General features: G+C 37.9%; 23 protein-coding genes and 1 other annotated feature. All 23 genes read right to left on the bottom strand.

The genetic code is table 11. From position 1 onward, the window contains the following. Window positions 1-62: 62 nt before the first annotated feature. Window positions 63-605 carry a bifunctional pyr operon transcriptional regulator/uracil phosphoribosyltransferase PyrR gene (gene pyrR, locus NST02_RS15450; RefSeq protein ID WP_095313032.1) on the bottom strand — a complete coding sequence of 181 codons (543 nt, stop codon included), beginning with the start codon at window positions 603-605 and terminating at the stop codon, window positions 63-65. Window positions 606-795: 190 nt separating this feature from the next. Continuing rightward, complete coding sequence (locus NST02_RS15455; RefSeq protein ID WP_095313034.1) at window positions 796-1,707, bottom strand: RluA family pseudouridine synthase; 912 nt, start codon at window positions 1,705-1,707, stop codon at window positions 796-798. Continuing rightward, window positions 1,682-2,173: a signal peptidase II gene (gene lspA / locus NST02_RS15460; protein WP_095313035.1), complete on the bottom strand. Its 492-nt coding sequence runs from the start codon at window positions 2,171-2,173 to the stop codon at window positions 1,682-1,684. The genes NST02_RS15455 and lspA overlap by 26 nt, the downstream gene beginning before the upstream one ends. A gap of 91 nt (window positions 2,174-2,264) precedes the next feature. Then, the gene (locus NST02_RS15465; protein ID WP_095313038.1) at window positions 2,265-2,543 is read right to left on the bottom strand and encodes a TraR/DksA family transcriptional regulator; all 279 of its coding nucleotides are present in this window, start codon (window positions 2,541-2,543) and stop codon (window positions 2,265-2,267) included. Window positions 2,544-2,791: 248 nt separating this feature from the next. Continuing rightward, window positions 2,792-5,563, bottom strand: a complete 2,772-nt coding sequence (ileS, locus tag NST02_RS15470; protein ID WP_340949249.1) for an isoleucine--tRNA ligase — start codon at window positions 5,561-5,563, stop codon at window positions 2,792-2,794. Between the two features lie 100 nt (window positions 5,564-5,663). Then, window positions 5,664-5,904: a binding site (T-box leader), on the bottom strand. A 42-nt stretch (window positions 5,905-5,946) separates the two neighbouring features. Further along, complete coding sequence (locus tag NST02_RS15475) at window positions 5,947-6,462, bottom strand: DivIVA domain-containing protein (protein ID WP_095313042.1); 516 nt, start codon at window positions 6,460-6,462, stop codon at window positions 5,947-5,949. Between the two features lie 102 nt (window positions 6,463-6,564). Next, window positions 6,565-7,338: a YlmH family RNA-binding protein gene (locus tag NST02_RS15480; protein WP_340949250.1), complete on the bottom strand. Its 774-nt coding sequence runs from the start codon at window positions 7,336-7,338 to the stop codon at window positions 6,565-6,567. A 73-nt stretch (window positions 7,339-7,411) separates the two neighbouring features. Beyond that, window positions 7,412-7,678: a YggT family protein gene (locus NST02_RS15485; protein ID WP_170943640.1), complete on the bottom strand. Its 267-nt coding sequence runs from the start codon at window positions 7,676-7,678 to the stop codon at window positions 7,412-7,414. A 3-nt stretch (window positions 7,679-7,681) separates the two neighbouring features. After that, window positions 7,682-8,125 carry a cell division protein SepF gene (locus NST02_RS15490; protein WP_095313046.1) on the bottom strand — a complete coding sequence of 148 codons (444 nt, stop codon included), beginning with the start codon at window positions 8,123-8,125 and terminating at the stop codon, window positions 7,682-7,684. Between the two features lie 15 nt (window positions 8,126-8,140). Beyond that, complete coding sequence (locus NST02_RS15495; RefSeq protein ID WP_095313048.1) at window positions 8,141-8,812, bottom strand: YggS family pyridoxal phosphate-dependent enzyme; 672 nt, start codon at window positions 8,810-8,812, stop codon at window positions 8,141-8,143. After that, complete coding sequence (gene pgeF, locus NST02_RS15500; protein ID WP_095313050.1) at window positions 8,787-9,635, bottom strand: peptidoglycan editing factor PgeF; 849 nt, start codon at window positions 9,633-9,635, stop codon at window positions 8,787-8,789. Before pgeF ends, NST02_RS15495 begins: the two co-directional genes overlap by 26 nt. A 99-nt stretch (window positions 9,636-9,734) precedes the next feature. After that, window positions 9,735-9,998 carry a YlmC/YmxH family sporulation protein gene (locus NST02_RS15505; RefSeq protein WP_095313052.1) on the bottom strand — a complete coding sequence of 88 codons (264 nt, stop codon included), beginning with the start codon at window positions 9,996-9,998 and terminating at the stop codon, window positions 9,735-9,737. A 303-nt stretch (window positions 9,999-10,301) separates the two neighbouring features. Next, on the bottom strand, window positions 10,302-11,081 hold the full coding sequence (gene sigG, locus NST02_RS15510; protein ID WP_095313054.1) for an RNA polymerase sporulation sigma factor SigG: 780 nt from the start codon (window positions 11,079-11,081) through the stop codon (window positions 10,302-10,304). 185 nt (window positions 11,082-11,266) lie between these two features. Next, entirely contained in the window at window positions 11,267-11,986 is a 720-nt protein-coding gene (gene sigE, locus NST02_RS15515; protein WP_095313056.1) for an RNA polymerase sporulation sigma factor SigE, read from the bottom strand. Window positions 11,987-12,074: 88 nt separating this feature from the next. Further along, the gene (gene spoIIGA, locus NST02_RS15520) at window positions 12,075-13,007 is read right to left on the bottom strand and encodes a sigma-E processing peptidase SpoIIGA (RefSeq protein ID WP_095313058.1); all 933 of its coding nucleotides are present in this window, start codon (window positions 13,005-13,007) and stop codon (window positions 12,075-12,077) included. Between the two features lie 239 nt (window positions 13,008-13,246). Continuing rightward, window positions 13,247-14,383, bottom strand: a complete 1,137-nt coding sequence (gene ftsZ, locus NST02_RS15525) for a cell division protein FtsZ (protein WP_095313060.1) — start codon at window positions 14,381-14,383, stop codon at window positions 13,247-13,249. Between the two features lie 110 nt (window positions 14,384-14,493). Beyond that, the gene (gene ftsA / locus NST02_RS15530) at window positions 14,494-15,777 is read right to left on the bottom strand and encodes a cell division protein FtsA (RefSeq protein ID WP_340949251.1); all 1,284 of its coding nucleotides are present in this window, start codon (window positions 15,775-15,777) and stop codon (window positions 14,494-14,496) included. A gap of 268 nt (window positions 15,778-16,045) precedes the next feature. Continuing rightward, the gene (locus NST02_RS15535; protein WP_095313063.1) at window positions 16,046-16,387 is read right to left on the bottom strand and encodes a small basic family protein; all 342 of its coding nucleotides are present in this window, start codon (window positions 16,385-16,387) and stop codon (window positions 16,046-16,048) included. Window positions 16,388-16,389: 2 nt separating this feature from the next. After that, window positions 16,390-17,118: a DUF881 domain-containing protein gene (locus NST02_RS15540; protein ID WP_095313065.1), complete on the bottom strand. Its 729-nt coding sequence runs from the start codon at window positions 17,116-17,118 to the stop codon at window positions 16,390-16,392. 46 nt (window positions 17,119-17,164) lie between these two features. Then, window positions 17,165-17,866, bottom strand: a complete 702-nt coding sequence (locus NST02_RS15545; RefSeq protein ID WP_340949254.1) for a DUF881 domain-containing protein — start codon at window positions 17,864-17,866, stop codon at window positions 17,165-17,167. Further along, window positions 17,844-18,629 carry a cell division protein FtsQ/DivIB gene (locus tag NST02_RS15550; protein WP_095313211.1) on the bottom strand — a complete coding sequence of 262 codons (786 nt, stop codon included), beginning with the start codon at window positions 18,627-18,629 and terminating at the stop codon, window positions 17,844-17,846. Before NST02_RS15550 ends, NST02_RS15545 begins: the two co-directional genes overlap by 23 nt. Window positions 18,630-18,840: 211 nt before the next feature. Then, window positions 18,841-19,749, bottom strand: coding sequence for a UDP-N-acetylmuramate dehydrogenase (gene murB, locus NST02_RS15555; protein ID WP_095313069.1), 909 nt, complete (start codon window positions 19,747-19,749; stop codon window positions 18,841-18,843). 69 nt (window positions 19,750-19,818) lie between these two features. After that, the gene (murG, locus tag NST02_RS15560; protein ID WP_212933428.1) at window positions 19,819-20,919 is read right to left on the bottom strand and encodes an undecaprenyldiphospho-muramoylpentapeptide beta-N-acetylglucosaminyltransferase; all 1,101 of its coding nucleotides are present in this window, start codon (window positions 20,917-20,919) and stop codon (window positions 19,819-19,821) included. Window positions 20,920-21,288: the final 369 nt, after the last annotated feature.

Consider the following 21,288-nt stretch of genomic DNA (forward strand, 5'->3'; position numbering starts at 1 on the left):
CTGCCCCTTATACTATTCTTCCTTTTGCTAGCCTCTCTGGACTACACTTAAAAAGGTTGGCACTATTTTTCATATATACTTACTTGTTCATTTTCATCAATTTCCGCTAATTGAACGACAATTTTTTCTGAACTTGACGTCGGGATATTTTTCCCTACATAATCTGCTCGAATCGGAAGTTCCCTATGCCCGCGATCAACTAACACTGCCAGCTGAACGGATGAAGGTCTTCCTAAGTCGACCAAAGCATCTAAGGCAGCTCTTACGGTTCTTCCAGTATAAAGTACATCATCAACTAAAATGACTTTTTGGTTTGTGACATCAATCGGAATATCAGAACCTTTAACAAGTGGTTCTTGATTATCCGTTTTTGTCGTTAAATCGTCCCGATAGAGGGTAATGTCTAATTCACCAACAGGTATGTCAGCGCCTTCGATTTGCTGAATCCGTTCTTTGAGACGTTTAGCCAAGTAAATTCCTCGCGTACGAATTCCGACTAAAATGCAGCCTTCAATTCCCTTGTTTTTCTCAATAATTTCGTGAGCAATCCTTGTCAGTGCTCTTCGAATCGCTTGTTCATCCAATACTACAGCCTTTTTAGACATACTATTCACATCCTTTCATTAGACAAAAAAATCCTCTCACCTGAGGGCGAGAGGATGAACGAATGGTATAACATAATGTAACTTTGGACTTTTGATTGCCAGCTACAAATCCGCTTCCTTCCCAGCCTCTCTGGACTGTCTTAAAGGACTTATGAAACTATTGTAATAATAGCTTACCCCTGCTTACTTGTCAACGATTATTTCGAAGCTTATCTAATAATTCGACAAAGTCCTGTGGAAGCGGTGCTTCGAACTCCAAATATTCCCCGCTCCTCGGATGAACAAAGCCTAGTACCCCAGCATGTAAAACTTGTCCGCCAAAATCAATTGTTTTTCTTGGACCGTACTTTGGATCTCCGGCAAGCGGATAGCCAATATATTTCATATGCACACGGATCTGGTGCGTTCTTCCCGTTTCAAGCTGACACTCGACAAAGGTAAAGTCAGGAAATCTTTCTAATACTTGAAAGTGTGTAACTGCATGTTTGCCATTGTCTATAACGGTCATGCTTTGCCGTTCCTTAGGATCTCTGGCGATCGGTGCGTTTATGGTTCCATAATCGTGTTGAATGTTTCCATGAACGACTGCCCGATATTTTCTTGTCACGGTTTTTTCTACGAGTTGATTAACTAGATGCTCATGGGCATAGTCATTTTTAGCAACCATCAGCAAGCCAGATGTATCCTTATCAATACGATGGACAATCCCTGGTCGTAACACACCATTTATGCCCGATAAATCTTTACAATGAGCCATTAAACCATTGACAAGCGTTCCTGTTAAATGACCTGGAGCAGGATGTACAACCATACCTTTTGGTTTATTCACGACAATGACATCTTTATCCTCATAATAAATATCGAGAGCCATTTCTTCAGGAACAACATCCAGTTCCTCTGGATCCGGAATCGAAATTTCAATTTTATCATGTAAATTGCTTTTATAATTCGTCTTTATCTTTTTTCCGTTTACAAGGACATTGCCTTCCTTTATCCATGATTGCACTTGTGTCCTTGACCATTCATTGTTCAATGATGAGAGAACCTTATCGATCCTTTCATTCACTTGCTCCTCATCAATGATGTGTTCCTGTTTCTCCATCTAACTTCTCCTTTGCTTTCCGTTCTTCACGGAACATTTGAATCATTAGAAGGGCAACTCCTACAACTAAAGCTGAATCGGCGACATTAAATATCGGGAAATCATATCCAAATATATATGTATCGACAAAGTCTACCACTTCTTTTCGAAAGATGCGATCAATGAAATTACCAGCGGCACCACCAAGCATTAATCCTAATGATGTCCCAAGAAGAACGCTTCCTTTGGCATGCTTAGCCATGTAGTAAATGATGCCGACGATCACTATTGTTGTAACAATATAGAAAAACCACATTTGCCCAGGAAGAATGCCCCAAGCTGCTCCTATATTTCGATGGGAAGTAATGTAAAGAAAATTCTCCACTATCGTTATACTTTCTCCCAATTCCATATTTTTTACGATTAACCATTTTGTCCATTGATCGAGTGCAATAATAACTAATGCCAATATGTAATATAAAAACACAAAGGTAACCTCCAGCTCATACGAAAATTGTTACCTTTGCATTTTAGCATACAACTTATAAAAACGGTAGGGATTGGAATCTTATTAGAGCTTAATGATAGAGTGGCTTACAATAAAATTTGCTGATTTCATTCACATCATTAATCGATTTAAGCGTCGGTACAATCGAAAGATAATTTGCTGGTATCATTTCTCCAGAATTCTCGCAAAAACCAAACGTCCCTGACTCCATTTTTCTAATTGTCTCATCAATATCCCTTAGCTCGTCCTCAATTAACGGTTTAATACTTGAATCCTTATTAAGACTTGCTAATAATTCATTACGAATTATACGGAGTTCTGAATAGAGCCTTAGTTGATTTGCATCCATGTCTACCCCTCCGCCTTTGCAAATTTTTAAGTTCTCATTAAACCTTTGTTATTGCTTTTAGTATTGCCTCACTTAACATTCTGACACAGGCAAACATTTGACAGACTGAACAAGCTTTTACGATCTTGGAAGATTTTTTCCCCTTTCATATTGTATAAAGTATAAATGAAAATGGTTCTTCACCTTATAAACTTAAAAAAATTCCATAAAAAAACTCTCCAAGACGATCGTCTCAGAGAGTTTTTTTCCTAACTTAAATGACTATAATGTTGCTCTACAACTTCTGCGCAGCGCGGGCAAAGTGTTGGGTGTTGCTCATTTTTTCCAACTTCAGTTGTAACAACCCAGCAGCGTTCACATGTTTCGCCATCCGCCTTCGCCACAACAACGGCAGCATGCTCTAATTTAAGCGCGTCAACAGGTGCTGCATCATACGTACCGGCAATTTCAAATCCTGATACGATAAAGAGCTGCTGCAAATTCTCTGAAATAGACTCGAGCAAGTCTTTTGTTTCTCCATTAACGTACAGACTTACTTTTGCAGATAATGATTTTCCAATTACTTTTGCGTTTCTCGCCTCTTCCAATGCCTTCAAAATATCATCGCGCACATCCATAAACGCAGTCCATTTCTTCACTAATTCATTTCCATTTGCAAGTTCTCTGTACTCTGGAATTGATGTTAGCTGGACGCTTACCTCTTCTACATTTGGAATATGCCCCCAAACCTCATCGGCGGTATGTGGAAGAATTGGCGTTACTAATTTCGTTAAATTGATTAAGCATTCATATAAAACGGATTGAATTGATCGGCGCTCTTTATTATCCGGTGCCTCGATGTAAAGAACATCCTTCGCAAAGTCTAAATAGAAGGCACTTAAGTCAAGCGTACAGAAATTATTAATCGCATGATAGATGGAAGCATAATCATAGTTCTCATAGGAATTTCTCACATTTTTAATCAAGTTATTTAATTTCACCAAAATAAATTGATCCACTTCTCTTAATTCTTCGTATGCCACCTTATTTACACTTGGGTTAAAGTCGGCAAGATTTCCCAGTAAGAACCGGAATGTATTTCTAATTTTGCGGTACACTTCTGCCACTTGCTTGAGAATCGCGTCAGAAACTCTTACGTCGGATTGATAATCAACGGAGGATACCCATAATCGCAAAATATCTGCTCCAAGCTGGTTCATAACTTTTTCAGGGATAATCACATTTCCGATTGATTTACTCATTTTTCTTCCTTCACCATCAAGTACAAAACCGTGGCTTAAAACTCCTTTATAAGGCGCCTTTCCTGTGACAGCCACGGCTGTTGATAATGATGAATTAAACCAGCCACGGTACTGATCTGAACCCTCTAAATAAAGATCGGCAGGACGCTGTAGGTCGTTGCGTTCTTCTAAAACAGCTTGATGGGATGAGCCTGAATCAAACCAAACATCCATAATATCCGTTTCTTTTGTAAATTTACCATTTGGACTTGATTCATGCGTAAAGCCTTCTGGCAATAAATCCTTTGCATCACGTTCAAACCAAATATTTGAGCCATGCTCACGGAATAAGTCAGATATGTGATTGATCGTGTCATCAGTAATGATCGGTTCGCCATTTTCACCATAAAACACTGGAATTGGAACTCCCCATACGCGTTGACGAGATATACACCAATCACCACGATCTCTTACCATATTAAAGAGGCGAGTTTCTCCCCAAGCAGGCACCCATTTCGTTTCTTTTACAGCATCCAGTAGCTCATTACGGAAATCTTTAATCGATGCAAACCACTGAGCAGTTGCGCGGAAAATAACTGGTTTTTTCGTTCTCCAATCATGTGGATACGAATGGGTAATAAAATCCAATTTCAACAAAGCGCCTGCTTCTTGAAGTTTTTCCGTAATTTGTTTATTCGCATTGTCATAAAATAATCCTTCAAAACCTGGTGCTTCGCTTGTAAAGACCCCTCTGTCATCGACAGGGCTCAATACATCTAAACCATATTTCTTCCCAACAAGAAAGTCATCTTCCCCATGTCCTGGTGCTGTGTGAACACAACCAGTACCAGCATCTGTCGTGACATGCTCACCAAGCATCACAAGGGAATCACGGCCATATAACGGATGCTTCGCTACGATATATTCAAGCTCGCTTCCCTTCAATGTTTTAACAACAGAAGCGTCTTCCCAGCCAAGCTCTGTGGATACAGAATTTAATAATTCTTCAGCAATGACATATTTATCGCCTGCCACTTTAACAACGACATAATTTAAATCAGCATGAACAGTGATTCCGAGATTTGCCGGAATGGTCCATGGCGTTGTCGTCCAAATAATAATTTTTGTATCCCCATCAAGTACTCCTTTTCCGTCCCTTACGTCAAAGGCGACATAAATAGAGGCTGAACGCTTATCTTTATATTCAATTTCTGCTTCAGCAAGCGCAGACTCACTTGATGGGGACCAATAAACAGGCTTTAAACCTTTATAGATATAACCCTTTTTTGCCATTTCTCCAAACACTTTAATTTGTTGTGCTTCATACTCTGGCTTTAAAGTGATATATGGATTTTCCCAGTCCCCGCGTACACCCAAACGTTTAAACTGAGCTCTTTGGCTGTCAATTTGTTCATAAGCATACTCTTCACATAGTTTTCTAAATTCAGCAACTGTAAGTTCCTTGCGCTTCACCCCTTTATTCGTTAAAGCTTGTTCAATTGGCAAACCATGTGTATCCCATCCAGGTACATACGGTGCATGATAACCGCTCATTGATTTATAACGGACGATAAAATCCTTTAAAATTTTGTTTAAAGCATGCCCCATATGAATATCCCCATTTGCATATGGAGGACCATCGTGCAATACAAACATAGGAAGTCCCTTTGTCTTTTCCTGGACTGCCTTATAAATGTCCATCTCATTCCATTTTTCCTGCATTTCAGGTTCTCTCTTTGGCAAGTTTCCTCGCATTGGAAACTCTGTCTTAGGCATTAATAACGTGTCTTTATATTCCATTTCCTTTCCTCCTTACAAGTCCTAGCTCACTAGTCATACAGTATTACCTAATTTCGGATTTTAAGGCACATTTTTAAACACAAAAAACCCTCTCATCCCAAAAAGGGACGAGAAGGTTTAATCCCGCGGTACCACCCTTGTAGATAGAAATCTATCCGCTCTATGTTCGTAACGTGAATAACACGCCTATGCCTACTTATTTCAAAGAATCACTTCTTGAAAATGTTCAACTAGGTACTCAAGGGTGATTTCCAACTTTCCATCTCAGCCGAACTCTCACCATCATCGGCTCGCTACAAATAAGATAAAAAAAGTGTACTTGTCCCTCTCATCGTATGAAATATATTTTATTAAGGTATTATATTCTCTTTTATGACGAGACGTCAAGCCATTGAATCTTCTTCTTCTGCAGATTTCAACTCTGCCGCGTCAATCTCATATTGCAGAAGATGATCCCAATCGTCATTATTTAACAGATCTAATTGAGCCTCAATCAACATTTTAAAACGTGTCCGGAATACTTTTGATTGCTTTTTTAAATCCTCAATTTCCAAGGCGATCTTTCTAGCCTTCGATAATGACTCATTTACAATACGATCGGCGTTTTTTTCCGCCTCTTTTATTATGAGCTTTGCTTCTTTTTGCGCGTTGCGTTTAACTTCCTCTGCCGCCTCCTGGGCTACAACAATCGATTTATTCAATGTCTCCTCAATATTAGAAAAATGGCCGAGGCGCGCATTCATATCATTTAATTTTTCTTCTAATTCCTTTTTCTCACGAATGATGATTTCATAATCTTTAATTACCTGATCGAGAAATTCGTTTACTTCATCTTCATCATAACCTCGGAACCCTTTGTTAAACTCCTTGTTATGAATATCTAAAGGTGTTAATGGCATGAAGGCCACCTCCATATTTCTGTAAGTAGTATGTATTCATCAATATTCGACACTTGCTCTCATAATCCTGCACAATTCTAAAAAAATATGAAGCTTGAGCAGTTATTTTTGTTTGCCTCCGACAATACGCCACTTATCTTTCTTTGTTTTTCCTTCAATCGAAATTAATTTGAGGCGCCCAAAGCCTCTTACAGAAATAATGTCCGCCACACCGCATTCAAACGATGGGTTTTCAATCGTTGTCCAATTGACTTTGACTCGCTTATTTCTGATTAATTCTTGTGATTTTTGCCGAGAAAGATTAAGCAATGCAGCTAATACAGTATCTAAACGGAGCGAAGAAACAGTCGCAGTCATTTCTTGCCAATGCCCTTCAATTACTAACCCTTCTTCGCTAGGCAGTTCCTTTAATGTTACAGAAGCCCGACCAATTTGGGTAAGTTGTAATTTGATATATTCACTTATTTCTTCTGTAACTAAGAATTGAATTCGCCCCTCATGAATGAGAATGTCTCCAAACTTCCCTCTTCTCACTCCAAGAGCCATCAAGCTGCCAAGAACCTGAGGGTGTTCAATGGTTAAAAATTTTACTGGATATTCTACTTCGAATAAACGAATGTGAAAATCATTTTTCTCCACCTGCAAATATTCTGGATAGATTAATGCTCGTTTACGTTCATTATTTTCCTGTCCACCAAAAAACGCCACCTGGATTTCCGCCTGACTACCAACAACTGCCTGAACGATCTGCTGCTCTCGTGGATCGAGAAAATCTGTTAACTTAGAGCTGTATGTTTGTTCAACATATTCCATCCATTGCAAAGCCAAATCTATAAATTCTCTTTCTTCAACGCGGAAATGCTGATAAATATTCATGTTATCACCTAGAATGAATGAAAAAAGGGGGATTATTATAGCCCCTTTTATTACTTAATATGAGTAATTACCCTTAAATGATCCAATAGTAAAGCTGATGCAATCCACTTGTAGCAAATCGTAATACTAAAATCGCCACAATTGGAGAAATGTCGATCATTCCAAGTGGTGGGATAATCCTACGAAACGGATCCAAATATGGCTCACAAATTCTTGCTAAAAATTGACCAATTGCAGAATCTCTCGCATTTGGAAACCATGAAAGTAAGATATAAATAATTAAAGCCCATGAGTAAATAGAAATAAGTTGAACCAAAAGACTAAAAATCGTTGTAAGCAACCACTACCACCTCGTATCTTCATATTCCGTTTCTTGTAGAATTTGCGATATACTTCCAGAAACCTCCACATTATCAGGTGTGCAAAGGAAAATATCGGTTCCTATTTTTTGAATGTCGCCACCTATAGCATACACAGTACCACTAAGGAAATCGACAATCCTTTTTGCTTGCTCTCTATCAATTCTTTGTAAGTTTACGACAACAGCTCGACGATTTTTTAATTGATCTGCTATATCCTGAGCTTCAGCATACACTCTCGGTTCAACGAGTACAACTTTTGATGCCTTTTGAACACTTTGTAAGCTAACGACATTTTGCTTCTGAGATGCTTGATGTTTTTGAGAGCGTGCTGGCGGTGCAGCTTGTTCCTCATACGGCTCTTCGTTATCATAATCATATTCATCGTCTAGGAAAAAAAATGTTTTGAATTTTGACTTTATACTCATTTATTATTCACCTCTTTACTCACCGACTAATGCGGTACCTATTCGAATCATTGTTGCTCCCTCTTCAATTGCTACTTTAAAATCATTAGACATACCCATGGATAGTTCATGACAAGGGGCATAATCTAGTTGTTTTCCTTGAATTTCAAGCTGCAATTCTTTCAATGCTCGAAAACATTTTCTTAACACATGTTCATCATCAGTAAATGGAGCCATCGTCATTAGACCAACAACTTGTATGTTTGAATATTGCTCTAATTGTTGAATAAAAGAGATTACCTCATCTGGATCCATACCATGCTTCGACTCTTCTTCAGATGTTTTAACTTGCACGAAGCATTTAACCTTCCTTTGTGCCCTTTTATCAATCTCAGCAGCAAGTGACAATCGGTCTAATGAATGGATATAATCAACTTTATCGATGATGTTCTTTACCTTTCTCGACTGTAGCGTACCGATGAAATGCCATTTTGGCTTGTCCCCAAGAACACCCCGTTTAGCATTTAATCCTTCCTCGCGGTTTTCGCCTAGATGAACAATCCCTGCTTCAATAGCTTCTTTCGCTCTCTCTATCGACACATATTTGGTGACAGCAATAATCTTGATTTGATCTGGGTCACGATTTGCTTTATTACATGCTGCTTGAATTTGTTCATTTATATTAGCTAAATTGTCTGCCACTTTCATCGATGCTCTTATAATCCTCCTTCCACCCTATAAATCCCATCATACGACCAGTTTTGCCTTCATCACGTCGATGAGAAAAAAAATGTTTTTGATTGCATTTAGTGCATAAATTAGAAACTTGAATATTCTCAGCGGGTACTCCTGATTGTTGTAAAATCAAGCGATTCAATTCTTTTAAATTTAGTTGATATTGATTGTCTTCAATTAGATTATATGGGTTTTCTTCGACATCTTCTAGTATATTTTGAACTAATTCGATCACTCGATTATCGACAATATAACAATTTTTGCAAATTGCTGGGCCAATAACAACGAATACATCTTGGGCAGGAATATTTTCATGATTAAAGACTTGAATCATTTCCTTCCCAATTCCTTTCACTGTCCCCTTCCATCCAGCATGAGCAATGCCAAGTGCGTGATGTTTGGGAGCGGAGAAAAAGAGCGGAACACAATCAGCAAAACATAATGTCAGCAATACCCCAGCTTCTTTTGTGAAAAGGCCATCTGTCCCTTTAAGGGAATCTTCATAAACAGACGCGCCCTTTCCTCTATGCTCCTGACGGATAATGGCTATCTCGCTATCGTGAATCTGTTCGGCTCCAACCCAATTTTCAATTGAAAAATCAAGTAAATGCGCTACTGTTTCACGATTCTTGCATACGGCTTCGATGTGGTCATGTACATGAAAGCCTAAATTTAAAGAGGAAAAAACTCCAGTGCTTGCTCCTCCATTTTTGCTTGTAAACCCAGCAATAAGAGAATCTGTATGCCAGTCCTTAACTATATAGTATTGTTCATTCTTTAAAAAGAAAGGTTCCATTCGACCATTACCTCATGTTGTTTTTTTTAGTTTAACATAGATAACTCAACGGTCACAGTAAAAAATAACGTTTCTGTAAAACGTTGCTAGCTGCGAATGCTATTCTTCCAAATACTTCACTTCTGCAATATCTTTATAACGAACTAAGATGACATCTTCCCCAATCTTTAAGATATTGTTCCAAGAAATGGTTACTTCCTCATCTTTCCCAAAAAAGCCTAACACTTTCCCAGCACCTGTTATAATAATCGCTTCAATTTTACCTGTTTTTAAATTAATATCAATATCACCAATGTTGCCGAGTTTTTTTCCGTCAGATATATTTACGACATCCTTCATTTGAAATTCAGATATTCTTATCATGGATATCAACTCCTACCGTTTCTCATTCTATGTATATGATACAAGGTAGGCAAATAATGAACATTTCCGAAAGAGGAGGGAAAGTTTAGTACGAACTGCTACAACAGAGCTAGATATGAATCAATCTAATTTAACAAATGGGACAGTGCTCATTTCAACGCCTTTCAGCAGTGTTGATTAGTCAAAGAGAAAATGAACAAAAAAGACACAAAATAAAGCCCTACAAAAAGACTTGAGCCCGGTAAAATACCGAACTCAAGTCTTAATAATTGCTTAGAATAGTGGACTAGTCCACATCTGAAATTAGCTTTGTATATTTTTATTCATTTGTTTAATAGCAGCTTTTTCTAAACGGGATACCTGTGCTTGAGAAATACCGATTTCCTCAGCAACTTCCATTTGCGTTTTTCCCTGGAAAAATCGTTTTCTTAGAATTAGCTTTTCTCTTTCGTTTAATCTTCTCATCCCTTCTTTCAGCGCAATTTCTTCGATCCACTGAATATCCTTATTTTTTTCATCACTTAATTGATCCATTACATAAATGGGATCACCCCCATCATTATAGATCGGTTCAAATAGTGACACTGGATCTTGAATTGCATCTAAAGCAAAAACAATTTCTTCATGAGGAACATCCAAAACTTTAGCAATTTCAACAGCAGTAGGTTCCTTTGAAGTTTCACTCATTAACTTTTCTCGTACTTGAAGAGCCTTATAAGCGATGTCTCTTAAGGAGCGAGAAACGCGGATTGGATTATTATCCCGTAAATAGCGTCGAATCTCTCCTATGATCATCGGAACGGCATACGTAGAGAATTTAACATTTTGACCTAAATCAAAGTTATCAATTGATTTCATGAGACCGATACATCCTACCTGAAAGAGGTCATCGACAAACTCGCCCCTGTTATTGAAACGTTGAATTACACTTAATACTAGTCGTAAATTTCCATTAACGAGTTTCTCACGCGCCGAAATGTCTCCGTTTTGCATTTCCTTAAATAACTTTCTCATTTCTTCGTTTTTGAGCACTGGAAGTTTAGATGTGTCAACACCGCAAATTTCAACTTTATTTCGAGTCAACTCTTTTCCCTCCTCACAGGAGTTGCTGTACAAAAAACAGTATCTCCTTGAGAAGGAAAAATATGCACTTTCACTTAAGACAAAGAGAGGGAAAAAAAGACGATATTCTTTACAAACCTTTGTCTATTAATGTTTTCGTTTTTTATTTTTTTCCTCGAGATTAGATTTTTTTTAATTCGAATAATTCACACCATTTTATTAAACTCTTTTTTTAACCTTTTAATAATCCTTTTCTCTAATCGTGAAATATATGATTGCGATATTCCGAGCATATCTGCCACGTCTTTCTGTGTTTTCTCTTCACCATTTCCAAGACCGAAGCGCAGTTCCATAATTTGTTTTTCTCTTTCAGATAATTGGTGCAATGCTTTTAAAAGTAACTTTTTGTCAACAGTCGCTTCAAGGTTTTTTGTAATAATGTCATCTTCTGTTCCAAGCACATCTGATAGGAGCAGTTCATTTCCATCCCAATCAATGTTAAGTGGTTCATCAAATGATACTTCTGAGCGAATTTTATTATTTCTTCTTAAGTACATAAGAATTTCATTTTCGATACATCGTGATGCGTATGTAGCAAGTTTTATTTTCTTTTCAGGATTAAATGTATTTACCGCCTTAATTAAACCAATTGTTCCTATACTAATTAAATCCTCAATATTGATTCCCGTATTCTCGAATTTGCGTGCTATATAGACAACTAAACGCAGGTTTCTTTCAATTAAAATGGAACGGGCAGCCCTATCTCCGTTCGGCAGTTTTTGTAATAACATTTCTTCTTCTTCTTTTGTTAATGGAGGAGGGAGTGCTTCGCTTCCACCAATATAAAATATTTCATCCGTTTTTAAGCGCAATTTAATTAATAGTTTGTACCAATAGTAGGATAAGCGAAGTTTCAATTTTTTCATCTGTTGTCCTCCTTCAAATCATGTTAAAATTGTTTTTCTAAAGCTGTTTTTGTTTTCATAGTTTCACTTAGAGGTGCAAACCAAGTTCTCAGCTCACTTTCGTGGTTCCTTTACTTTTAGAACCTGTCAGCATCTTAGGATGGACGATGCACTGAAAAGCACCATCAGAAGATAGCTCCTGAATAGTAAATGACACCAAACCTTTTTCTACTAACAAAATTTCTTCTTCACATTCAATTAAAATCTCGTCTGGTTTAACCGCAATAATTAATTGATGCTCTCGACCGACTACCTTGTAAGGAATAATTCTCAAAACAAAGTCGAGATCCTGTTCAAGCTCTTCTTCTCCTAATATGATTCTTTCACCTTCAGTCGCAAGCTTCATGATTTCTTCCGGTACGTCTTTAAAATTTCTCAAAGAAACAAACATCACTGGCATTTTTGAAATTGGATCATACAATTGGTTGCCATTATCGATCAGTCCCTTAACCTTCATTATGGTGCTTCCAAGTGTCACCGTGACATCAACCATTTTCTCGTATTGTATTTTCGTCACTTCCATTCTTTCAAAGTTCATCCTGGAAAAATGCCATGCAATCGGAAAGCCTATTAAAACAAAAAGCCAACTTATCGGATCACCAAACCCTTTAATACTCCCTAATGCAACATTAGAGGCTAAATCTAGGTCAAATTGGATAAAGTAGTGAACTCCGATTAAAGCTCCTCCTGCAAGGAATGTCACCAAATAGAGGGTAAAGACTCCACTTAGAAAATAACGAAAGCGTTTGTAACCGAAGGTCGTTAAAATCATTAGGAAAGAAAAAAATAATTTAGTGAACGGGTGTCCTGAATAGGCATTTATTGGAGTAATCGATAATAAAATAATGAATGAACCGATCAATCCACCAAGTATAAGTCGATAACTTTGAACCTTCCTCTTCAAAATAATCGCAGTCAAATATAAAAGAAGGGTATCGAACAGAAAATTTAATGCCCAAATCACATCTAAATAGATGGTCAACTGCCCTCCCCCTTTTTCCTATCACTCTGCGGTTCCTATTTTTGCTTTCTATTAATCTGTTACGAAAAAGTATAGCGTACATCGATGAGGAAAGTGTGTCACTTCATGAAGTAAAAAAGCAGTAATTTTCACATATTCATTCGGATTTTGTCATTTTTCCTCATTTTCAATAATAGTACCTGAATAAAGATCAAAAAAAAGCACGATCCTTTTGGATCATGCTTTTTGACCTTTTAGAATTACCTTCTTCGATTGCGATTTCTTAAAAATGTCGGGATGTCTAGAGCATCCTCTTGTTGTGTTGTCGTTCTTGTTTGTTCAGGAACTTCCTCTTCTCTTCTAACCTCTCTCCGAGGCTTTTCAAAAGAAGAGGTTGGCTTCGCCTGATTTAAGGTTGGACGAAACGCTTTTGCTTGCGCAACCTCTTCATTAAAGCCAGTTGCAATCACGGTAACAACAATTTCATCCTTAAGGTCCTCATTAATAACAGAACCAAAAATCATATTCACTTCTTGATCAGAAGCTGTTGCGACAATATCAGCGGCCTCTTGTACCTCATACAGGCTTAAGTTTGTTCCTCCCGTAATATTCATTAACACACCCTGTGCTCCATCAATTGATTTTTCAAGTAATGGTGAAGAAATCGCTTTTTTCGCTGCTTCAGTAGCTCGATTCTCACCACTAGCAACACCAATTCCCATAAGAGCAGAACCTTTATTTGACATAATTGTCTTAACATCTGCAAAATCCAAATTAATCAATCCTGGTGTAGCAATTAGGTCAGAGATGCCTTGCACCCCTTGACGCAATACATTATCAGCTTCTCTGAAAGCTTCAAGCATAGGAGTACTCTTATCGACAATTTCCAACAATCTATCATTTGGAATAACGATTAAAGTATCAACAGCTTCCTTCATTGCTTGAATTCCACCAGCGGCTTGATTTGAACGCTTTCTTCCCTCGAAAGTAAAAGGACGTGTTACAACCCCCACCGTTAAAGCACCTAACTCACGTGCTATTTGGGCAATAACTGGTGCAGCTCCCGTCCCAGTTCCGCCACCCATACCGGCAGTAACGAAAACCATGTCAGCACCGCTTAATACTTCTTCAATTTGTTCTTTGCTTTCTTCAGCCGCCTTTTTACCAACTTCAGGATTTGCCCCGGCACCGAGACCTCTCGTTAATTTTCCGCCAATTTGCATTTTTACTTCTGCTTTTGATAGATTTAAAGCTTGAGCGTCTGTATTAACAGCAATAAATTCAACACCTTGAACCCCGTGTTCAATCATTCGGTTTACCGCATTGTTTCCGCCGCCACCGACGCCAATTACTTTTATCGTCGCTAATGAATCTAAATTAGTATCAAATTCCAACATGACAAATCCTCCTAATTCGTCGATATTCCTGATAGCACTATTTATCCCGCCTTCAACAAGTAAATTTTAAATTACTTGAAGTTATCGTTTTAGCTGAAAGAATTCTTCAGCTATTCAAAAAAGTAACCAAGGAATTTCTTTACTCTTGATGTGATTTTCTCTTCAGATTGTTTTTCCGGTTTTGCTTTTGACTGTGCCTGTTTTTGCGCACGTTTTTCCTTCGGTTCCATTACGGTCGTTTGACTACTCAAACTTCTTCCTTGCACCTTTGCATTCTTATAAGCAAATTTAATAAGTCCCACTGCTGTTGTATAGAGTGGTTCCCGAACTCCAATATAATCAGGAATAGCAATACGAACTCGATTTTGAAAAATAACTTGTGCCAATTCGAGAATGCCTTGAGTGTTTGCAACTCCTCCTGTGAGAACATAGCCTCCAGGTAGATCATGGATACCTAAGCGCCTTATTTCTGCTTGGATGAGGTCAAAAATTTCCTCCATTCTTGCTTCTATAATATCAGCAATCTCGAGCTGATTAAATTGTTGATGCTGGTCACTTCCAATGATCGGGACGCTAAAAACATCTTCTTCAGAAGCATGATCATAATAAGCATGTCCATGTTTAATTTTGATTTTTTCCGCATCTTCAGTAGAGGTGCGTAGGCCAATCGATATATCTTTGGTTATATGATCTCCACCAACCGGTATAACTCCAGTTGCCTTTAAATTGCCGTTCTCAAAAACAGCAATTGTTGTCGATCCACCACCGATATCAACAAGGGCAACTCCAAGATTTTTTTCATCTTTTGACAAAGCAAAAGCCCCTGCTGCTAGTGGTTGTAGAGTGATATCTAAAATTTCCAAACCTGCCCTCTCTACACATCGTAATGTATTATGTAAGATCGTTTTTGAACCAGTAATAATCGTTCCTTCCATTTCTAACCGAACACCTATCATCCCTCTTGGATCAGTAATCTCGTCAAGTCCATCGACAATAAATTGCCTTGGAATGACATCAATGATTTCCCGTTCAGGTGGAATAGAAACAACCTGTGCAGCGTCGAGCACTCTTACTACATCTTCATTTGAAATCTCTCTGTTTTCGCTTGAAACAGCTACTACGCCATGACAAGGTTGAAGAAGAACATGATTGCCTGTGACCCCAACAATCACTTGACTAATTTCCATTCCAATCATTCTTTCAGCTTGTTCTACCGCCCTTTTAATAGAATGAACCGTCTCATCTATATCAACAATAGAACCTTTTCTCAAGCCTTCGGACTTTACGTTACCAACTCCAATAATATTCAAAGCATCATTGACCATTTCACCAATGATTACTTTTACACTGGATGTACCGATGTCAAGACTTACATATATGTCGTTGCTGTTCATTCTCACTGGCACCTCCTCTTAAGCGCAATTCAATTTTCTTGAACAACAAGATGATGTCTATTTATATTTCTTTCAATTATATATTTAGTAAGCAAGCTGCTACTGGCTACAAAAAGAAAGAAACACACCTTAGTTAACAGATAAGCTAATTTTGGATTCTTCAGGCAGAAGATATTTTGCTTAAAAAACAGCTTATCTATAAAATTATTCGGCAAAATTAATATTTTCCCTTTTAATTAATTGAATTTTTTCTAATTTTCTTGTGATCTCATTTCGATGACCATTTTGTAATTAAAATTCTTCTTATAACAGCGATGTTTTGAAATAGCCTTACACCAAATGCAAAAACTGCTGCTAAATACAAGTCTACACCAAGATGAACACCTAGAAAAGCTAAACTTGCTGCCAAGGCAATATTAAAGAAAAAACCGGAGACAAAAACCTTCTCATCGTAAATATTTTGCAAATGAGCTCTTATCCCACCAAATAATGTATCTAAAGCCGCGAGGACGGCTATCGATAAATAATTGGAATATTCATCAGGTATGCTAAAGTTGCTCAATAACCCTAGAGCAATCCCAATAATAAGTCCTAATACTGGAAGCCACATCTTTAATTGCCTCCTTTATCAGATTTGACCGGCTCAATATTTCTAATTCTGATCGAGTCTTCATACGCTGGAATCGTGATTTTTAATTGTGGCTCCAGTACTGTCATCTTCAAATTGTCAATAAAGAATTCCTCTGATGCGTTGGAAACAAGCATACGGTTGTATAAGTTTCTAGCCGTTTTCATATCTTCCGTTATCACCAGAATCTCTACCGGGAAATTCCTTAGAGAGCGCCCGTTAATTTTCGTTTCCCCGGCTATTTCCCTGATTACGGTTGTATTAATTACTCGTTGTCCTCCAATTGAAACGTGCTTAGCTCCGTACATATTAATCTCATTTAATAATCGCCTTAATAATTCTGGCGAGAGCATTTGCTGCCCTTGATCGAAAATTAAAGCATTATCGATCAGGTCAAGTTCAATTTTCACACCAGGTCCTGAGACATCTGTTAAACCAGCTTCTTCTTTTAACTCCTCCAACGTATTTCGCAAAGTTTGTTCCTGCCCTTGTGTTCTCTCCGTTTCATAGTTAGCAAGCTTTTCTTCGTTTGAGCGGATTTCTCTTATTAGCTTGGACTGCAATTCCATTTCTTTCTGCAAGTCTTCCCTCAATTCCCACGTGTCACGGGTGTCTCTGACAACTGGTTTTTTAACCGATTGAAATTGAATGGCAAGCATGAACCCAATAATGATTGTGATCACCGTAAAACTAATCATTTTATTTTTGCCCACCGAATCACCCAACTTTCTATTTATGTGGACAACATTTCATATTTTATTACGAACCAAGGATCGGTTCTAGTATAATCTCCTGATTTTCCTCTAACTTGAATTCAACGTTTTCACTGACAAGGCGATCCTTAACTCCTCCCGTTATATTCAATGCCGATGATAAAACCTCAGGTTCTCCAATTGCTGTGATCACAAACGGAGCAGGGTGAGGATTCCCATCTACCTCTATAACAGGACCGTTGCAAACAATATAAGAGTTGTGAGTAAGTCTTTGCCCGTTTATTGCCACTGCCGTTGCACCTGAAACATATAATTCGTTGACAACGTTAAAGACATGATGCTCATGAACAAGATAATTGTTAATATTATCATCATTCGGGTCATATTGTCCGTCAGCTAATGTGACCGTTACTCCTTCCCCTTTTACACGGACCTTGCCAAGAAACATTCTATATTTTTCAGCGTCTTCCGCCAAATTGAAAAATACTTGCTCCTCTTGGGCCAACAATTCTTCGATTTCGAGTACCTTTTCCTGCTTTTCAATTAATTCCTGCTGCAACGCGCGATTTTTTTCTTCTTGTTCAATCAATTGATTGCGCAGTTCAATATCCCGCTCCCATTGACTATTCGTCATTGCCGTATCGGTATCATTTTTTTCGGTTAAATGATATGAAAATGCCATAATAAAACCTAATACAAGACTGACCAATGAGAGAATGACATGTTTACCCTTCACTTTCAGTTTCATTCTCTTCTTCAGCACCTTCCCATTCATACGCTCTAAAAAATGACCCGACTTCTAAATCAATTACACCTTTGATTGTTGGATCTAACTGGCTCACAATAGATGGGTAATGGGTCATTTTTTCTGAGAAACTTCTTATTGATGCACTTACCTCAAATCCATCATTCATGAATAATTTAATATGATATTGATCCGTTTCTTTCGGATCATGATGAATTTCTGAAATGGAATTAAGCACCTCTGCCGGGATTTGATTTAATTCTTCGATCATTGCCTCCATTACATTTCCCTTTGAGAAAAATTGCAGGATAGGAGAATTGACGGGGATTATATCAGTCCGTTCTTCGAGAACATCACCATTTTCTAAAATAGGTAAAAAAAGACCTTCTCTCATAATATAAGCAATGCGTTTCCATTCTTTTATTTCAATTACAATATTATTCGGAAACTCCACTTCTATTTTTGCCGATTTTACCTCTGTTAGTTCTTCCAGCTTTTGCTCCACTTCTTTTTTATTAATTTTCCAGACATTCGTATTTTTAGTCAATTCACTTACAGCGATGATTTCATCTTCTTGATAAACTTCGTTACCACTTATCATAATTTTGTTCACATGACTTAACGGTGATTGGAAATAAACTACACAACTTATCAGCAAAAAAAACAGAAACAAGAGAAAAATAAGGCGTTTATTTGCCTTTCTCCGCCTTTGTTGTTTAAGCTTAGGAACGCGATCTTCTAGTGAAACGATCTTCCCCTTTTCCAATCTATTCACCTCAATTTTTCTTTTCCATTTGCTAAAAGAAGGCTTGTCCAATTCTAGTATGTAATACCCAAGCCAATACAAATATAACTGATAAAAAGAGAAAACAACGGCACGATAACACATGCCGTTCTTCCTATTTTATTACATGTATAGCGTTCTATATAGTGTTATATTATACTATATATTTTGGTAGCAAAAGGGGGAAAAAGGACTATTTTCGACCTATAATTTCTACCTCTGTCTCCATCATAACTTGATAATTTTCGAAGATCTTATCCTTCACATATTGAATAAGAGAGAGAACATCCTCCGCCTTCGCTCCACCGCTATTAACGATGAAATTCCCATGCATTTCCGAGATCTTTGCTCCACCAATAGAATGGCCTTTTAAGCCAGCTTCTTCAATTAATTTCCCCGCATAGTTTGGCAAAGGGTTTCTAAAAATGCTGCCAGCACAAGGCGAGTCCCACGGCTGCGTTACTTTACGATATTCTTTATTTTTTTTCATTTCTGCCGAAATTTTCTCCCTGTCGCCTTCAGCTAATTGGAAAATTGCTTTTATAACAATACCTGGACGTTTTTTTTGGAGAACAGAGGTACGGTATGAAAACTCCATTTCCTCATTCGTGAGCCATTCTAACTGACCATCCTCAAAGAGAATAAGTGCTTTATCAAGTATTTTCGATATATCCGAGCCATGGGCACCAGCGTTCATGTATACCGCACCGCCTACTGAACCTGGAATTCCACTGGCAAACTCAAGACCTGACAGTCCTTTTCTGCTGATCTGAGTTGCTAAAGCAACAAGCGAATAACCTCCACCTACCGTAATTTGAGTCCCATCAAGCTGAAGGTCATTGATTCCCGTTCCTAACTTAATGACAACACCTTCAATTCCCTGATCAGAAACAAGGAGATTTGAGCCCCTTCCAATTGCTCTCCAATTTACTTGATAATCGCTGATTACCTCCATCGTTTTTTGCAAATTTTCTATAGACGAAGGTTCAACAAAACAATCCGCCGGGCCACCAATCTTTAACGTAGTATGATTTGCTAATGGCTCGTTCTCTTTTACCTTTCCCACATTAAGTTCTTTTAGTTTTGTACACAGTTCGATCATCTTGACCTCCCTTTCGTTGCTGGGTTATTTCATTATATGAACACTTTATCGTTTTGCTTAAAAGAACCTTTAGGTTCCGTAGCGCGTCAAGTCTTTCATAATTGAATAAAGCCGTGCAGCAGCATCTTGAACACCAAGTTCTTTCGCGGATTTTTTCATCGCAACTAACTGCTCCTGATCCAGCAAAATCCGATCAATTTCCTCAACAAGCTTTTTACTTGTTAGCTCTTTCTCGACGAGTAGTTTGGCTGCCCCATGCTCGCTTAATGCCAGAGCATTTTTTTCTTGATGATTATTTGTTACGTACGGACTCGGAATAAGGATACTCGGGATACCAAGTGATGTTAATTCTGCTAAAGTTGTTGCTCCTGCTCGAGACACGGTCAGATCGATCCCTGCTAACACCTCTGGCATATTATGCACAAAAGGTTTAATGATGACATTCGTAGGATTTCCAACAAGCTCCACCTCTTTAAGCACAGCATTAAAATGAACGTCTCCAGTTATATATAAAATTTGATACGGTTTATTGCCAAATTCTGAAAGCGATTTTACGACCGCCTCATTAATAGGTCTGGCTCCACGGCTCCCACCAAAAATCAAAACCGCCGGTTCGTCAAGCTTTAAACCAACCGACAAACGCCCTTTAACCCCATCCTGTTCCAATACTTCAGAAGCGCGAGGATTACCAGTAAAGACGACTTTCTCACTCGGAAAGAAACTTCTAGCCTCTTCAAAGCAGATCGCTACTTTGTTAACATAGCGACTTAAAAATTTATTGGTCAATCCTGGCACACTATTCTGCTCGTGAATAATTGTTGGAATTCCAAGCTTTGCTGCAGCGTAGACAACAGGACCGCAAACATAGCCACCAGTACCAATTACGACATCTGCTTTAAATTCTTTGAGCATCTTTTTGCTATCCGCTACCCCTTTGATAAAGCGATAAATGGTTTTAATATTATCAACTGAAAGCTTTCGTTTGAATCCAGAAATATGTATTGATTTAAAAGGAATGTTCTCTCTTGGCACGAGGTTGCCTTCCAACCCTTGTTCTGTACCAATATACAAAAACTCGGCATCTTTATTTTCCTTTTGTATTTCACGAATTAAGGCAAGCGCCGGATAAATATGACCACCGGTACCTCCGCCACTTACAACAATTTTCATTTCTTCACCTCATAAATATCTTAAAAAACGGTTAAAACAGCTACTAATAAAATAAACGCTCCATTTGAACTTCCTAAAAGTAAATTTTTTAGCAATCATGCGCTTTTCCCATTTTACTATATTATCAACAATCCTGAGATAACAACATAATAATGTTATTAATTTTTAATGTATTCGTCATAAAAGAAGTTCACTTATATTTTACTAAAATGACCGCTAAATATCTAATCGTAGCCAATCAAAACGGTTTTTTCACAACATTGCTACAATTAGTTCCCCATGAGATGAAGCAAATTTGTAAGTCAGGGTTAAATAAAAAGAAGCCCTGATATTCAGGGCTAAGGACAATTTCTCATTTAATGTGAATAA

Origin of the sequence: Robertmurraya sp. FSL W8-0741 (assembly GCF_038004005.1) — a bacterium.
Taxonomy (GTDB): Bacteria; Bacillota; Bacilli; order Bacillales; family Cytobacillaceae; genus Robertmurraya; species Robertmurraya siralis.

Coding starts and splice junctions, on each gene's coding strand:
- NST02_RS15535 (WP_095313063.1), bottom strand. CDS start 16,387: ATGTGGCTTCCAGTATTAGGACTTATTATTGGGATTGCTCTAGGGTTA.
- NST02_RS15455 (WP_095313034.1), bottom strand. CDS start 1,707: ATGGAGAAACAGGAACACATCATTGATGAGGAGCAAGTGAATGAAAGG.
- NST02_RS15495 (WP_095313048.1), bottom strand. CDS start 8,812: ATGAAAGTGGCAGACAATTTAGCTAATATAAATGAACAAATTCAAGCA.
- murB (WP_095313069.1), bottom strand. CDS start 19,749: ATGATCGAACTGTGTACAAAACTAAAAGAACTTAATGTGGGAAAGGTA.
- ftsZ (WP_095313060.1), bottom strand. CDS start 14,383: ATGTTGGAATTTGATACTAATTTAGATTCATTAGCGACGATAAAAGTA.
- pyrR (WP_095313032.1), bottom strand. CDS start 605: ATGTCTAAAAAGGCTGTAGTATTGGATGAACAAGCGATTCGAAGAGCA.
- sigE (WP_095313056.1), bottom strand. CDS start 11,986: ATGAAAAAATTGAAACTTCGCTTATCCTACTATTGGTACAAACTATTA.
- NST02_RS15465 (WP_095313038.1), bottom strand. CDS start 2,543: ATGGATGCAAATCAACTAAGGCTCTATTCAGAACTCCGTATAATTCGT.
- NST02_RS15480 (WP_340949250.1), bottom strand. CDS start 7,338: ATGAATATTTATCAGCATTTCCGCGTTGAAGAAAGAGAATTTATAGAT.
- murG (WP_212933428.1), bottom strand. CDS start 20,919: ATGAAAATTGTTGTAAGTGGCGGAGGTACCGGTGGTCATATTTATCCG.
- pgeF (WP_095313050.1), bottom strand. CDS start 9,635: ATGGAACCTTTCTTTTTAAAGAATGAACAATACTATATAGTTAAGGAC.
- NST02_RS15475 (WP_095313042.1), bottom strand. CDS start 6,462: ATGCCATTAACACCTTTAGATATTCATAACAAGGAGTTTAACAAAGGG.
- NST02_RS15505 (WP_095313052.1), bottom strand. CDS start 9,998: ATGATAAGAATATCTGAATTTCAAATGAAGGATGTCGTAAATATATCT.
- NST02_RS15545 (WP_340949254.1), bottom strand. CDS start 17,866: ATGAAACTGAAAGTGAAGGGTAAACATGTCATTCTCTCATTGGTCAGT.
- ftsA (WP_340949251.1), bottom strand. CDS start 15,777: ATGAACAGCAACGACATATATGTAAGTCTTGACATCGGTACATCCAGT.
- NST02_RS15490 (WP_095313046.1), bottom strand. CDS start 8,125: ATGAGTATAAAGTCAAAATTCAAAACATTTTTTTTCCTAGACGATGAA.
- ileS (WP_340949249.1), bottom strand. CDS start 5,563: ATGGAATATAAAGACACGTTATTAATGCCTAAGACAGAGTTTCCAATG.